At 34.3% G+C, this 15,154-nt stretch carries 15 protein-coding genes; 12 read left to right on the top strand and 3 right to left on the bottom strand.

What is annotated here, in order from left to right; all coding sequences use genetic code 11:
• Nucleotides 1-56: 56 nt before the first annotated feature.
• On the top strand, nucleotides 57-869 hold the full coding sequence (locus M2373_RS11590) for a M48 family metallopeptidase (RefSeq protein WP_259110759.1): 813 nt from the start codon (nucleotides 57-59) through the stop codon (nucleotides 867-869).
• A gap of 85 nt (nucleotides 870-954) precedes the next feature.
• Here the strand turns inward: M2373_RS11590 and M2373_RS11585 are convergent, their stop codons facing one another.
• Complete coding sequence (locus M2373_RS11585) at nucleotides 955-2,577, bottom strand: ABC-F family ATP-binding cassette domain-containing protein (protein ID WP_259110757.1); 1,623 nt, start codon at nucleotides 2,575-2,577, stop codon at nucleotides 955-957.
• Nucleotides 2,578-2,695: 118 nt separating this feature from the next.
• On the opposite strand from M2373_RS11585, the gene smpB reads away from it, so the two are divergent.
• From smpB to M2373_RS11560, 5 genes are all read left to right on the top strand, one after another.
• The gene (smpB, locus tag M2373_RS11580; protein WP_259110753.1) at nucleotides 2,696-3,154 is read left to right on the top strand and encodes an SsrA-binding protein SmpB; all 459 of its coding nucleotides are present in this window, start codon (nucleotides 2,696-2,698) and stop codon (nucleotides 3,152-3,154) included.
• 77 nt (nucleotides 3,155-3,231) lie between these two features.
• Nucleotides 3,232-4,743: an OmpA family protein gene (locus M2373_RS11575; RefSeq protein ID WP_259110750.1), complete on the top strand. Its 1,512-nt coding sequence runs from the start codon at nucleotides 3,232-3,234 to the stop codon at nucleotides 4,741-4,743.
• Between the two features lie 93 nt (nucleotides 4,744-4,836).
• Nucleotides 4,837-5,577: a YebC/PmpR family DNA-binding transcriptional regulator gene (locus M2373_RS11570; RefSeq protein WP_259110744.1), complete on the top strand. Its 741-nt coding sequence runs from the start codon at nucleotides 4,837-4,839 to the stop codon at nucleotides 5,575-5,577.
• Nucleotides 5,578-5,634: 57 nt separating this feature from the next.
• Nucleotides 5,635-6,462, top strand: coding sequence for a UDP-2,3-diacylglucosamine diphosphatase (locus tag M2373_RS11565; RefSeq protein WP_259110741.1), 828 nt, complete (start codon nucleotides 5,635-5,637; stop codon nucleotides 6,460-6,462).
• Nucleotides 6,459-7,430 (top strand): glycosyltransferase family protein, encoded by a 972-nt coding sequence (locus tag M2373_RS11560; protein ID WP_259110738.1) that lies wholly within the window; start codon nucleotides 6,459-6,461, stop codon nucleotides 7,428-7,430. The genes M2373_RS11565 and M2373_RS11560 overlap by 4 nt, the downstream gene beginning before the upstream one ends.
• Here M2373_RS11560 and M2373_RS11555 read toward each other — a convergent pair.
• On the bottom strand, nucleotides 7,419-7,709 hold the full coding sequence (locus M2373_RS11555) for a GNAT family N-acetyltransferase (RefSeq protein ID WP_259110735.1): 291 nt from the start codon (nucleotides 7,707-7,709) through the stop codon (nucleotides 7,419-7,421). The genes M2373_RS11560 and M2373_RS11555 overlap by 12 nt on opposite strands.
• Nucleotides 7,710-7,931: 222 nt before the next feature.
• Entirely contained in the window at nucleotides 7,932-8,681 is a 750-nt protein-coding gene (locus tag M2373_RS11550; protein WP_259110732.1) for an RDD family protein, read from the bottom strand.
• Between the two features lie 27 nt (nucleotides 8,682-8,708).
• On the opposite strand from M2373_RS11550, the gene M2373_RS11545 reads away from it, so the two are divergent.
• The 6 genes from M2373_RS11545 (at nucleotide 8,709) to M2373_RS11520 (ending at nucleotide 15,126) form a co-directional block, all read left to right on the top strand.
• A complete protein-coding gene (locus M2373_RS11545) occupies nucleotides 8,709-9,692 on the top strand; it encodes a stage II sporulation protein M (protein ID WP_259110730.1) in 984 nt (327 codons plus the stop codon).
• Nucleotides 9,676-10,638, top strand: a complete 963-nt coding sequence (locus M2373_RS11540; RefSeq protein ID WP_259110727.1) for a DUF4013 domain-containing protein — start codon at nucleotides 9,676-9,678, stop codon at nucleotides 10,636-10,638. The genes M2373_RS11545 and M2373_RS11540 overlap by 17 nt, the downstream gene beginning before the upstream one ends.
• Nucleotides 10,631-11,434: a DUF4129 domain-containing protein gene (locus tag M2373_RS11535; RefSeq protein ID WP_259110725.1), complete on the top strand. Its 804-nt coding sequence runs from the start codon at nucleotides 10,631-10,633 to the stop codon at nucleotides 11,432-11,434. The genes M2373_RS11540 and M2373_RS11535 overlap by 8 nt, the downstream gene beginning before the upstream one ends.
• A 13-nt stretch (nucleotides 11,435-11,447) precedes the next feature.
• Complete coding sequence (locus M2373_RS11530) at nucleotides 11,448-12,608, top strand: DUF4350 domain-containing protein (protein WP_259110724.1); 1,161 nt, start codon at nucleotides 11,448-11,450, stop codon at nucleotides 12,606-12,608.
• Between the two features lie 62 nt (nucleotides 12,609-12,670).
• Nucleotides 12,671-13,702, top strand: a complete 1,032-nt coding sequence (locus tag M2373_RS11525) for a MoxR family ATPase (protein WP_259110723.1) — start codon at nucleotides 12,671-12,673, stop codon at nucleotides 13,700-13,702.
• A 101-nt stretch (nucleotides 13,703-13,803) separates the two neighbouring features.
• On the top strand, nucleotides 13,804-15,126 hold the full coding sequence (locus M2373_RS11520) for a DUF58 domain-containing protein (RefSeq protein ID WP_259110722.1): 1,323 nt from the start codon (nucleotides 13,804-13,806) through the stop codon (nucleotides 15,124-15,126).
• The last annotated feature ends 28 nt before the right edge of the window (nucleotides 15,127-15,154 follow it).

The raw sequence follows: 15,154 nt of genomic DNA, 5'->3' as shown, positions 1-15,154 counted from the left end.
TTTAAAATTGTTAAAAAAATAATTATCTTCGCGGTCCAAATTTCAAAATAACGATTATGAAAAAAATTACATTCTGCCTGATGTTCATCGGGGCAATGCATTCGTTTAATGCACAAAAAATTAATTTAGGAAAAGCTGCAGGAATTGTTTCTAATGGGGCAAAAGCTTTAACTTTTACCAACGAAGATGCCATTAAATTATCCAAAGAATCTGTAGAATGGATGGATAAAAATAATAAGGTGGCCGGTCCCAAAGATCCTTACACGATCAGACTCAATAAACTTTTTGGAAAGCACAAGACCCAGGACGGGCTTAATCTTAATTATAAGGTTTATCTGGTAAAAGACATCAATGCGTTTGCCTGTGCCGACGGAAGTGTGAGAGTATTTTCTTCATTAATGGATATCATGACGGATGATGAATTACTCGCAGTTATTGGTCATGAAATTGGTCACGTTAAAAATCAGGATACCAAAGATGCAATGAAATCAGCTTATCTGAAAGCTGCTGCATTGGATGCGGCTTCTTCTGCATCAAGCACGGTTTCTACTTTGAATGACAGCCAGGTGGGAAAGATGGCCAATGCTTTTCTGGATGCTTCTCACAGCAAAAAACAGGAATCAGAAGCGGATACGTATTCTTATGACTTCATGAAAGCAAATAAATATGATGTAGTGGGGGCATACTCGGCTTTTAAAAAATTAGCACTCCTTTCTGAAGGAAGTGCACAGACTGGTTTTGAGAAGATGTTTAACTCTCATCCTGACAGTGAAAAAAGAGCTCAGGCTATTAAGAAAAGAGCTGAAAAGGATGGTTTATGGAAAGATCCGGGAGCAATTGCCCTGCCGACAACTAAACTGACAAAATAGGTTTTAGATCCGATAAGTAGAAATAAAAATTCCTCAAATTTGATTTGAGGAATTTTTTGTTTATAAGTTTGAATGTATTCTGAGATTAAGAATACATTTTTTCTCTTAATTCTTTTACTTTTTTATCAGCAAGGTATTCATCGTAAGTCATTTCTCTGTCAATGATTCCTGCTGGAGTCAATTCGATGATTCTGTTACAGACTGTTGAAAGCATTTCGTGGTCATGAGATGCCAATAAAAGATTTCCTTTGAAGTTTGACAATGAGTTGTTCAAAGTCGTAATACTTTCAAGGTCTAAGTGGTTGGTAGGTTCATCTAATAAAAGAATATTTGCTTTCTGAAGCATCATTCTACTGAACATACATCTCATTTTTTCACCTCCGGAAAGTACTTTACAAGATTTTAACGCTTCATCTCCTGAGAAAAGCATTCTTCCTAAGAATCCTCTTACGAATTCTTCGTGACGCTCTTCATCATTTTTCGTGAATTGTCTCAACCAATCAACCAAGCTTAGGTCTTCCTGGAAGAAGTTCGTGTTGTCCAAAGGCATGTGAGACTGGTTGGTTGTAACTCCCCAAGCCACAGTTCCTTTATCTGCCTGAACGTTTCCTGCTAAAATTTCGAAAAATTCTGTAATGGCTAATGAGTTTTTAGACAATACAGCAACTTTATCTCCTTTTTTAAGGTTTAAGTCGATGTTTGAGAATAATAATTCTCCATCTTTTGTTTTTTCAAGACCTTTTACATCTAAAATCTGATCTCCCGCTTCTCTTTCCATTTCGAAAATGATGGCAGGGTATCTTCTTGAAGATGGTTTGATATCATCGATGTTTAATTTATCGATCATTTTCTTTCTTGCAGTTGCCTGTTTAGCTTTTGCAACGTTTGAACTGAATCTTGCGATGAAATCCTGAAGTTCTTTCTTCTTTTCTTCTGCTTTTTTGTTAGCCTGAGCTCTTTGTCTCGTTGCTAGCTGTGAAGCCTGGTACCAGAAAGTATAGTTACCTGTATAAAGGTTAAGTTTAGCATAATCTAAGTCACCGATGTGCGTACAAACTGTGTCCAAGAAGTGACGGTCGTGAGAAACCACAATTACCGTATTTTCATAATCAGCCAGGAAATCTTCTAACCAAGAAATTGTATCAATATCAAGGTCATTCGTAGGTTCATCCAAAATAAGTACATCAGGGTTTCCGAAAAGTGCCTGAGCCAAAAGAACCTTTACTTTGTCTTTGTTCTCAAGTTCACTCATCATCTGCCAGTGCATATCGTCTTTAATACCAACGTTTGAAAGCATCGTCTGTGCATCAGATTCAGCAGTCCAACCTCCCATTTCATCATAGATTACGCCTAGTTCACCAGCTTTAATCCCGTCTTCATCAGAGAAATCTTCTTTTGCGTATAACGCATCCATTTCCTCTTTTATCTCGAATAATTTCTTGTTACCTCTCAAAACAGCCTCAAGAACAGTAAATTGATCGTAAGCAAAGTGATCCTGCTCAAGAACTGACATTCTTTTTCCAGGTTCCAAAGATACGTGTCCTGTTGTTGGATCCTGCTTTCCTGTTAATATTTTAAGGAATGTAGACTTTCCTGCACCATTTGCTCCGATGATACCGTAGCAGTTTCCTTTGGTAAACATAATATTTACCTCGTCAAAAAGAACTCTTTTCCCGAATTGTAAAGATAAGTTAGATACTGTTAACATATAGTTTTGTAAATTTGGCGCAAAAATACGAAAAGAATTTGGGTATTTCGTAATAATGTAATATTCAAGTTTTTAAATATGGGGTATTTTTTATATATTTCATTAAAGAAATTTTAAAATGAAGATTGAAAAGACAGTCAATATATTTAACAGAAGAGCCAGATTCGAATATGAAATTATCGAAGAGGTAGAGGCGGGGATGGTTCTTACCGGTACGGAAATAAAATCTTTGCGCTCTTCCAAAGCATCTATTACAGAAGCTTTCTGTCAGTTTATTGATGGGGAACTATACATTATTAATATGATGATTGATGAGTATAAATTGGGAACATTTTATAATCACAAAACAAAAAGGGAACGGAAATTGCTGTTGCACAAAAAAGAATTGCAAAAACTTGAAAAGAAGCTAAAAGATGCAGGAAATACGATTATACCTTTAAAACTATATATTAATGATAGAGGCAAAGCAAAAGTATTAATTGCTTTAGGAAGGGGGAAAAAGCTTTTTGATAAAAGAGAGAGCATAAAAGATAGAGAAAGTAAACGTAACCTAGACAGAATATTAAAGAAAAGTTAAAAATCATTTGAAAAACTTTGTATATAAAGAAAAATTATATTTATTTTGCATTATCAATTATTTAATCATTTAATTCTATGAAAAATCTAAAATTAGGAATTTCAGCATTGGCGCTTACTGTTGCCTCTACTGTTTTCGCACAGACTACCAACAATCCGTGGATGATCGGAGTTGGTGCTCATGCTGAAAACCATGTAGCAGCACGTACGGGCTTCGGTAATACGTTCTCTGCTAAAAATTTATCGAAGAGCATGTTCAATATGAACAATTTCTCTATTACACCTCCACTATCTAAGTTAACAGTTGCAAGAAACGTTGCTAAAGGTTTCGTTGTTGACTGGCAGACTTCAGTAGGGAATGTTGAAAACAAAAGATTCAACATGGGTAAAGAGTTCTTCTTAATGACAGGTCTTGGTTTACAAGTTAAAGCAGCTGGTCTTTTATGGAATGAGGAATCTTGGTTCGATCCATATTTAAGAGTTGGTGCTAACTACTTGAGACATGACTATACTGCACTTACTTTCCCTAGAGACAGCTACGATAATGGAAACGTTATTGAAAATGTTCCAAACGGAGAAAACGGTAACGAAAACGGTAAAGCTAACTTCTTTACAGTTTCTACTGGTGCTGGTGTAAACTTCTGGTTGACTAAAAACTTCGGTTTAGGAGTACAAGGAGATTACGTGTCAACTCCAGGTGACAAATCTACAGTTGCTAACTTCTGGCAAGCTTCTGCTTCATTGAACTTTAGATTCGGAAACAGAGACAGGGATAAGGATGGTATCTTAGATAAAGACGATTTATGTCCTGATACACCAGGTTTACCAGAATTCCAAGGATGTCCTGATACTGACGGTGACGGAGTTCCGGATAAAGACGATCAATGTCCAGATGTAGCTGGTCCAGTTGAAAACAACGGTTGCCCTTGGCCAGATACAGACGGTGATGGTATTATCGACAAAGATGATGCTTGTCCTACTGTTGCAGGTCCTGCTGAAAACAACGGTTGTCCTTGGCCAGATACAGACGGTGACGGTATCTTAGATAAAGATGATGCTTGTCCTACTGTACCAGGTGTACCTGAATACAACGGATGTCCAGCTCCTAAGAAACCAGATATCGAAGTTGTTAACAAAACATTAAAAGATATCTTATTTGATTTCAACAAAGCAACTATCAAAGCTGAATCAAACGGTAAATTAGATACTGCTGCTCAAATCATTAAAGATGCAGAAGAAACTAACTTCCTAGTAGTAGGTATGACTGATGCTAAAGGTTCTGCTGCTTACAACTTGAACTTATCAAGACAAAGAGCTGCTGCTGTAGTTTCTGCTTTAGAAGCTAGAGGTATCAACCCTAACACACTTAAATCTATCGGTATCGGTTCTCAAGAAGCGACTGTTCCTGCAAAAGCTTCTGATGCAGAAAGACAACAAGATAGAAAAGTAATTGTAAGATCTATCTCAGGTTCTGACTGGGAAACTTACAAGAAAAATGACATGACTGTAGCTAAACCTGCTAAAAAAGCGGTTAAGAAAGGTGCTAAAAAAGCTCCTGCTAAGAAAGCTCCAGCTAAAAAGAAAAAATAATTAATTTTTCTAAATAATAAATACCTCCAGTTCTCTGGGGGTATTTTTTTTTTGTAGACTTTTGAGTAATTTTGTCGAAATTAAAAAATAAAAATGGGAAGAGCATTTGAATATAGAAAAGCTTCTAAAATGGCCAGATGGGATAAAATGGCCAAAACTTTCTCTAAGATAGGTAAAGATATTGCATTAGCTGTAAAAGCTGGCGGTACAGATCCGGAAGCTAATCCGGCATTGAGAAGATGTATCCAAAATGCCAAAGGGGCGAATATGCCAAAAGATAACGTAGAGAGAGCAATCAAAAAGGCAGGTGGTGCAGATGCGGAAAACTACGAAGAGATTACTTATGAAGGATACGGACAGGGTGGAGTTGCATTTTTTGTAGAATGTACAACAAATAACCCTACAAGAACGGTTGCGAACGTAAGAGCTATCTTCAATAAATTTGATGGAAACCTTGGAAAGAACGGAGAATTGGCATTCATTTTTGACAGAAAAGGAATTTTTACAATTGATTTAGCTCAAATTAAAATGGATTGGGATGATTTCGAAATGGAAATGATCGATGGTGGCGCAGAAGATGTAGAAAAAGATGATGAAGAAGTAATGATTACAACTGCTTTTGAAGATTTTGGTTCTTTGTCTCACAAATTAGACGAGCTTAAAATCGAAGCAAAAAGTGCAGAACTTCAAAGAATTCCAAATAATTCAAAAGAAGTGAATGCCGATCAGTTTAAAGCAAATATGAAAATGCTTGAGCGTTTCGAAGATGACGATGACGTACAGAACGTTTATCATAATATGGAAATAACAGAGGAGTTAATGAACTCTCTATAAAAAATAATATAACATTCATATACAGTTAACTTTCAAGTAGTTTCTTTGCATAAAACTATGAAAAGAAACGTTGAATTAGTTGTCATATCGGATGTTCATTTGGGAACTTATGGATGTAAGGCTAAAGAATTACTGAGATATCTCAATTCTATTCAGCCGAAAACTTTAGTTTTGAATGGAGATATTATCGATATCTGGCAATTCAAAAAGTCTTACTTTCCTAAACCCCATCTGAAAGTGATCAAAAAGATCCTTTCATTTGCTACAAAAAATACAGATGTCTACTATATTACCGGAAACCATGATGAGATGTTCCGGAAGTTTACCGATTTCGAGCTGGGTAAGCTTAAAGTCTGCAACAAAATCTGCTTAGATATCAACGATAAAAAAACCTGGATTTTTCACGGCGATGTTTTTGACGCCTCAGTTCAGCATTCTAAATGGATTGCCAAACTAGGAGGAAAAGGCTATGATCTTCTTATCGTCATCAATAATATTGTCAACTGGTTTTTGGATAAAATGGGTAAAGAAAAATATTCATTTTCAAAGAAAATTAAAAATAACGTCAAAAAAGCGGTTAAATATATTGGTGATTTTGAACTGACAGCTTCTGAATTGGCCATAGATAATCATTATGATTATGTTATTTGCGGACATATTCATCAGCCGCAGATTCGTGAAGTTGTGAACAAAAAAGGATCTTGCACCTATCTTAATTCCGGAGACTGGATTGAAAATCTTTCGGCATTGGAGTATCATGATCAAGAATGGAACATTTTTTACTATGATGAACATAAGCATTTGCTGAAAGACGATGAAGCTGAAGAAATTCAGGACATCGATCATTCAGAACTTTTAAAAATAGTAACCAATTTCACAAAATGAAAATTTTATACGCATTTCAGGGAACCGGAAACGGTCATGTAGCAAGAGCTCAGGAGATTGTTCCCATTCTTAAAAAGCATGCTTCAGTTGATACTTTGATCAGTGGGCATCAATCGCAATTAAAGGCTGATTTTGACGTTAATTTCCAGCATAAAGGAATTTCTCTTCTTTATAACAAAACAGGAGGTTTATCCTATCGTAAAACGCTTATGGATAATAATTTTCTTCAGGCGATCAAAACGATTAGAGAAATTGAACTATCCCAATACGATTTGATTATTAACGATTACGAACCTTTAACGGGTTGGGCATGTAAGTTAAAAAAATATCCGATGATTGAATTGAGCCATCAGGCTTCAATGTTATTTAAGGAAACTCCAAAACCTGAAAAAAAAGATTTTTTCGGAGAATTGGTGTTGAAATATTACGTACCGAGTGACAAAAAAATAGGGTTTCATTTTGAAAATTATCATCCTCAGATTAAAAAACCTGTGATAAGGAGAAAAATCAGAAACCTTGATCCTGATAAAAAAGGATTTTATCTCGTCTATCTTCCGAGTTTTTCTGATGACAATATTATTAAAGTTTTAAAGCAAATTCCTGTTGAATGGAAAGTCTTTTCTAAATACAGCAAATTGCAATTTAAAGATTATAATGTTGAAGTCTTTCCGATAGATGAAATTCAGTATTTAAAATCTTTCGAAAACTGTGACGGAATTCTCTGTAATGCAGGTTTTGAAAGTCCTGCAGAAGCTCTTTTTATGGATAAGAAATTATTTGTTATTCCGATTCACAATCAATACGAACAGGAGTGCAATGCCTGTGCATTAGATAAAATGGGGATACCAAATTCCAAAGTTCTGAAATTGGAGGAAATACAAAAATGGGTAGCTTCCGATCATCATCTCAAAGTAAACTACCCCGATAATATTGAAGATATTTTAGTAAATGAAGTACTAGTTCTTTAAAAAAATATCTTCTACATCATTCATTCTGGTCATCACTGCTCTTGCGTACGAACAGTGTGGATAAACTTTCCAGTTGTTTTCCCTGGCGAATTTAATAGCTTCCTCAACTAAGTATTTGCCCATACCACGACCTTCAAATTCAGGATGAACCAAAACAAAGGAAATGATGAATTTATGATCTTCCGGAAAGATTGTATACGTTAATCTTCCTATTTCTTTAATTTCATTATTTAAGGTAATGACTCCGCCGTTTCCTGATTTATTATTTTCGAATCTCATAATTAAGTTTTAATGTTGAGTAAAAATACAAAAACCGCACCGCTTAGGTTTTGACTTAAATCAAGAAAAGTTTTCAGATAAATTGGATTTGAAATTCTTTTTTGAATATGAATTTGTAAATAAAATAAGTTGAGTTAATGTAATATTCTCGTCAATAAAAATAGGCTTTAGCTATTTAATGAAAAATACCAATCGCATTCAGCTTTACTAAAGATTACGCAATTAGCTGTCCTTTCCTGTATAATAGTTGTAATCTTTGATAACAACCCCGATAAACTGTCTTTCTGTCATTTTTGTAGGATCGACTTCCAGTTTTAAAATGCTTTTAATTTTATCAGAAAGTTTACTGATAATCTGTCTGTCGTCACTCCGTAAAGCCTTGGTGTAATTATCTTTGATAATTCTCATGTCATTATCGCTTAGAGCAATAACCTGTGGGAATGATGGAACGTAGTCTTCCTTGATATTCTCTAAAATGGTATGAGAAATGTCAATGTTGTTTTTTAAAGAAATTACAGCTGTGCCCGAAGCGATATCTCCAAGACGTTGGTTATTTTTTGAGACAATCATCGAAATTAACCCAATCACTCCTGCAAAAGAAGTATCAATCAATCTGAAGAACCAACGGATCAGATAATCTCCAAAACCAGCCTGATAACCATCAATCTTCACAACCCTTATTTTCATTACTTTTTTACCTGGAGTCTGTCCTTCCATTAAGCTTTCAAGAACAACCGGATAAATGACGACAGGAAGAAGAAGAATGATATATACTGCCCCCACGGACCACTGATCAAGACCATTTAAAACATATCCTAAATTGAAGAAATTGAAGAAAATATAAAATATAGATACTCCATAAGCCACCTTGATCAGAAGATCAATAATGAAGGCAAGCATCCTTTCTCCAACACCGGCAATGTTGAAATTAATATTTACATTTTGTGAAGTATTAATCGCAATTTGAGACATATTTTTTATTATTTTAGCCTTATCATTATGAGAGAGGTTTATTTCATTAAACAAAATAAAGAAAAATGGTTGGGAATTGAACAGGTTATTCAAGGGAAAATTAAAAAAAATCCTGATGACCTGTCTTCGTTGTATATTAACCTTATCAATGATCTTTCATTTGCACAAACCTACTATCCCAAAAGTAATACAACGGTTTATTTAAATCATCTTTCTTCACAGATTTTTCAGAAAATTTACAAGACGAAGAGAGTGGAAGAAAACAGACTGCTATATTTTTTTAAGACTGAAGTTCCTTTACTGGTTTTCGAATACAGAAGATTTTTGATGTATGCCTTTCTGTTTTTTATATTATTTACTTCAATAGGAGTACTTTCCGCTATTTATGACAAGGATTTTGCTAATGTTATTCTTGGTGAAAGTTATGTGAACGAAACAATTGAAAATATTAAAAAAGGAAATGCTGTAGGTGTTTATCAGAGTGGTTCAACATGGGGAAGCTCAATCGGTATTATTTTTAATAACATTGGAGTCGGAGCAAAACTCTATGTATACGGTATTTTTGGAGGAGTCGGAACTCTTTTTGCCTTGTTGTCGAATAGTGTGATGTTGGGCTCTTTTCAATATTTTTTCTATGATTATGGAGCATTAAAAGACAGCGCGAGAGGAATCTGGCTTCACGGTGTTTTCGAAATTTTTTCGATGGTAGTAGAAGCGATGTGCGGATTAATTTTGGGTGCTTCTATTCTGTTCCCAAAAACTTTGTCAAGATTTAATTCTTTTAAAAATGGGTTTAAAGACTCTTTTAAAATATTTTTAAGTACGGTTCCATTTACGGTCTGTGCTGGGATTATTGAAGGATATGTCACCAGGCATGCCTTAAAAATGCCTTTAATTCTGAACCTGATTATTATTTTCGGTTCTCTTTTTATCATTGGATTTTATTACCTTGTATATCCTACCATAGTCAGTAAAAAAATTAATAACCAGATCAATGATGCAGTTTTATAAAAAAAGAGATTTCGGTACTTTTATAAGTGATACCTTCAATTTCTTTAAACTATACGGAAAAAATTATTTCAAAAGCTATATTTTAATCAATGGTCTACTGTTGATTCTACTCGTTGTAGTCGGGATTTTTGGATTTAAAGAGCTTTTTGGGCAGGCTTTCGGATCAAATCTGAATGGAGATGCTTATTATTTTGAAGAATATTTTCAGAATAACCTAGGGATGCTTTTAGTGACTGCTATGTTGATGTTTTTTTTGTATTCGGCATTAATGGTTATCAATTTCCTTTTTCCAGTATTTTATACCAAAAGGGTTTCAGCAGGAGAAACGAAGATTAAAACCGATGAAATTCTGGGTGATTTTAAAAGAAATGCAGGGAAGATTTTTAAACTTTATTTAGGTCTTACTTTTCTTGTGATGCCTGCTTCAATCATTATTTTTGGAATTTCATATATTTTGATTTTTGTTTTAATAGGCCTAATTATCCTCCTTTTTGTTGCTCCTACCTTATTTAATGTCATTACTTTCCTGAGCTATGATTATTTTAGCAGCAACCGGGGCTTTTTTGAAAGCTTAAGTTATGCTATACGATCACAATTTTCCTATGCAAACGGCAGAGAAGACTCTCCTTACTGGAAATATTGGGGATCTACACTTATTTTAGCGATCATTTATTATATTATTAATTTGATATTTACGTTTGTTCCGATGATGTTGTTTTATGGTTCGCTGTTTACAACACCGTCTGATGGTAATTTTGAACAGAATCCGTTTTCGGGAACTTTAGGAATTGCAGTATTTATTGTATATGGAATCTCTGCTTTAATTTCATTTTTAATGATGAACCTGTTATATATCAATTCAGGATTAATGTATTACGACAGCAGAACAGATCTTCATCAAAAAGTGGAACTTGAAGAAATAGAAACGATCGGTATCAATGAATAAAATTCTTTTTTTCTTACTGATTTTTTTCTCCGCTGAATGTGCATATGCTCAAAGTGATACAGAGCCGGTTCCGCCGCCTGTCGCTGAAGCTTATCTGGATTCAATGGGGGTTACAGGCTATGGAAACATGTTGCGTGCGGATTCTGTATTGCTTAAAAAACCTGTTTCTGAGAATAAGATTTACCCAAAAAAATTTAAAGAGAATATACAGTCGCGGTATAAAGGTAATGAGTTTGATTATTCAACTTCAAAACCAAGAGAGTCTTTCGGACAGAAGCTAATGCGTAAGATCGCGAAAATATTGGAAAGTATTTTTGGAGAAACAGCTTTTTCATCATCAGCTAAAGGTGCTGAAATTCTTATCCGCGTCTTCGCTATTGTTCTTGTAGGCTTTCTTTTATATATTATCATTAAATTTCTTCTGGGTAAAGACGGAAATTTTATTTTTGGAAAGAAGAATAAAAAAGTAGATATTGCTGAAGAAGAGCTGCACGAAAATATTCATGAAATCAATTTTCCGGAAAGTATCTTAGCATTTGAGAAAACACATGATTATCGTTCCGCCATCCGATATCAGTTTTTATATGTTTTAAAAAAACTGAGTGATAAAAAATTCATCAACTGGAATCCTGAGAAAACGAATAAAGATTACGAAAAAGAACTTAAAACGCCGCATCTTAAAAATGAATTTTCGGGACTCTCATATATTTTTGAATATGTATGGTATGGAGAATTCAGTATTGATGAAGAAAATTATTTGAAATTCAGGAACCAATATCAGTCATTTAAACCGTAATTAAACTTTTACCATGAATAAAACTTTCAAAATATATGCTGTAATTTTCATCATTGTGATGGTGATTCTGGCATTGCTTGAAGTTAGTAAAAAAGAAACAACGGATTGGCGTAAGAATTTCAACGTTAATGAAAAATCACCGTTCGGATTATTTGTTTTTAATGAAGAAGCTAAAAATCTTTTTAAAAATCAATTAAAAAAAATAGAGCAGACTCCTTACGATTATTATAACCAGCATAAAAAAGATGCTCATAATATTTTGATTGTCGAAAATGATGTTGATATAGAATCCTGGAACAAAATTCTGGATAGAGTTTCGGAAGGTTCGGATGCCATGGTTATTGTAAGTGAGATGCCAAAACAGATAGCAGACAGTATCGGATATTATGATTCACAGATTTCTTTTGATGACCAGGCGGTTTTAAAACTGACGGATAGAAAATATCAAAACGATTTTATTACCTTAGATAAATTTCCATCGGGAAGAGGTTTTGTTTATATAAAACCTCAGGTAGAGATTCTGGGGAAAATGATTGAGAAAAATAAACATGAACAGGTTAATTTTATCAAAAGAAAACTTGGAAAAGGAAATATTTATGTTCATTGTGAGCCTCTTTTCCTGACGAATTATTATCTTTTAAAATCCGGAAATGTACAATATGCACAGGATGTTTTTTCTTATCTTGACGATAAGGAAACCCTCTGGTTTGTAGAGAGCAATACAAAATCTTCACGGTTTTTCATGAGGTTTATTCTCTCAAATCCGGCTCTGAAATATGCCTGGTGGGTGCTTTTGGGTGGTTTGATTTTATTTATTTTCTTTAATGCAAAAAGAAAACAGCGAATAGTTCCGATTATCGAGCCTTTAAAAAATACATCAGTTGATTTTGTCAAAAGTATCGGAAATCTTTATTTACAGGAAGGAGATTTTCATGATATGATGGCCAAGAAAGCCCAGTATTTTTTGAATAAAGTAAGATTGGATCTTTTAATCGATACCCAAAATCTGGATGATGTTTTTGCAAAAAAACTTCAGTTGAAAACCGGGAAACCTATTGAAATGATTAATGAAGGTATTGAACTGATCAAAAAAGCCCAAGATCCATATGCAAGTGTGATGAAAGAAGATCTTGCGAGAATGAATAAAGTACTGGACGAAATAATAAAAATATAACAAATCTTAAAAATATAACATTGTAAAGTCAGTTAACGCTTACATTGCTAAATTAAAAGAATATGGAAAACCTTGAAAACCAAAACATAGAAGATCAGAATTCTATAAATATCGATAAAAAAGAAGATCAGTTTCAGTCAAGAATTGATATGATTGAGCTTCGTGCGAGTTTAGATAGAGTAAAAGCTGAAATCGCAAAGGTGATCGTAGGTCAGGAAACGATGATTGAGCATCTTTTGGCAGCGCTTTTATCAAACGGACACGTCCTGATTGAAGGAGTTCCGGGCGTGGCAAAGACCATTACTGCAAAATTATTAGCTAAGACTATTGATGTTGATTTTAGCAGAATTCAGTTTACGCCGGATCTGATGCCTTCGGATATTTTAGGAACGTCTATTTTTAACGTCAAGAATTCAGAATTTGAATTTAAAAAAGGACCTATTTTCTCCAATTTTATTTTGATTGATGAAATAAACAGGTCGCCCGCTAAAACTCAGGCTGCTTTGTTTGAAGTAATGGAGGAGCGACAGATAACTATGGATGGAACACGTTACACCATGGAAGAACCATTTTTAGTAGTGGCTACCCAAAACCCTATAGAACACGAAGGAACGTACAGACTTCCTGAAGCGCAGCTTGACCGTTTTCTGTTCAAAATAAATGTTGGTTATCCTAATCTTGAACAGGAGATTAGGATCATTAAAAACCAGCACGAAAATAAAAAAGAAGACAAAACAGAAGCCGTAAACAAGGTAATTACAGCTCAACAGTTGAAAAGCTATCAGCAATTGGTTAAAGAAATCATTGTTGAGGCTCAGTTGATGGAATATATTGCCAAGATTATTATCAATACAAGAGAAAACCAGTTTTTATATCTGGGAGCTTCCCCAAGAGCCAGTCTTGCTTTGCTAACAGCTTCAAAAGCATTTGCGGCTTTAAGAGGAAGAGATTTTGTAACTCCTGAAGATATTAAGGAAGCGAGTTACGCGGTATTAAGACACAGGGTTATCGTATCGCCGGAAAGAGAGATGGAAGGTCTTACTGCAGACGAGATTATCAGACAAATATTAGAGGGAATAGAGATTCCTAGGTAGATTATAAGAATTAGGGCTTAGGATTTAGAAAGCTGATGCTGGATAATTTAAAAGTTATTTCCTAAACCCTTAAACTTTAATTCCTAAGCCCTTAAAAAGAAATGAAAAACTTATACATTAATACACGTTTTTTTTTCGCACTCATCGGGGTGGGAGCATTGTATGTTTTGGCATTTTTCTTTCCAATTTTCATGTGGATTGCCCATATTGGGCTGATAGTGTGTTTCGTTGTGGTATTAGTTGACTGCCTTTTGCTGTTCAATCAGAAGGATGGTGTTTTGGCACAAAGAATTTTACCGGAGAAACTGTCTAATGGAGATGAAAATTCTGTGAAAATTGATGTTAAAAACAATTACAGATTCAAAATTAATACTAAAATTATTGATGAAATCCCCTTTCAGTTTCAAAAGAGAGATTTCATGATTCAAAAACAGATTGAATCCGGAAAAAATACATTTTTCCAGTATATTCTGGAACCCAAAGAAAGAGGAGAATATAATTTTGGAAATTTAAATATTTATACAGAATCGCCGATTGGTTTTGTTTCAAAGAGATTTCAGTTTTTAAAGGATGCTAATTTACCATCCTATCCGTCATTTATCCATCTCCGAAAATATGAATTAATGGCTATTCAGAGTGAATTCATGCTTGGTGGAATCAAAAAGATAAGAAAACTGGGGCACACAATGGAATTTGAGCAAATCAAAGAATATGTTCCGGGAGATGATATCCGCACTATTAACTGGAAAGCAACTTCCAAGACCAGCCGATTGATGGTTAACCAGTTTCAGGATGAAAAATCTCAACGTATTTTTATGCTGATCGATACGGGAAGAACGATGAAGATGCCTTTTAACGGATTGAGCCTGCTCGATTATTCGATTAATGCAACAATGGCACTTTCCCACATTATTCTAAAGAAAAATGACAGGGCAGGAATGATGACTTTTTCTAAAAAAACTGAAAATAAGATTGCGGCAGAAAATAAATCAGGACAACTGAAAAAAATATCCGAGGCATTATACAATATAAAAACCGACTTTTTTGAGAGTGATTTTAACAGATTGTATCAGGATGTTAAATATTCGATCAACCAAAGAAGTCTGATTCTGCTCTTTACCAACTTTGAAACATTAGATGGTCTCAACAGACAGATGAAATATCTCCGGGGAATTGCTAAAAATCATTTACTGGTTGTTGTTTTCTTTAAAAATTCGGAGCTGCAATCCCTGATTCATAAAAATCCTGAAAGTATTCAGGAAATTTATGACGAAATTATTGCCGAAAAATTTGAATTTGAAAAAAAGCTCATCATTCAGGAACTTAGGAAATATGGTATCTATACAGTATATACCTTACCTGAAAATTTAAATATCGATGTTATCAATAAATATTTAGAGATAAAAGCGAGAGGAATTTTATAGTTTTGTAGAATATTAATTAACAATAAAT

The sequence above is a fragment of the Chryseobacterium sp. JUb7 genome, from assembly GCF_024806495.1.
GTDB lineage: Bacteria > Bacteroidota > Bacteroidia > Flavobacteriales > Weeksellaceae > Chryseobacterium.
The sequence above is the reverse complement of the archived record's forward strand: the minus strand, read 5'-3'. Positions and strand labels throughout refer to the sequence as shown.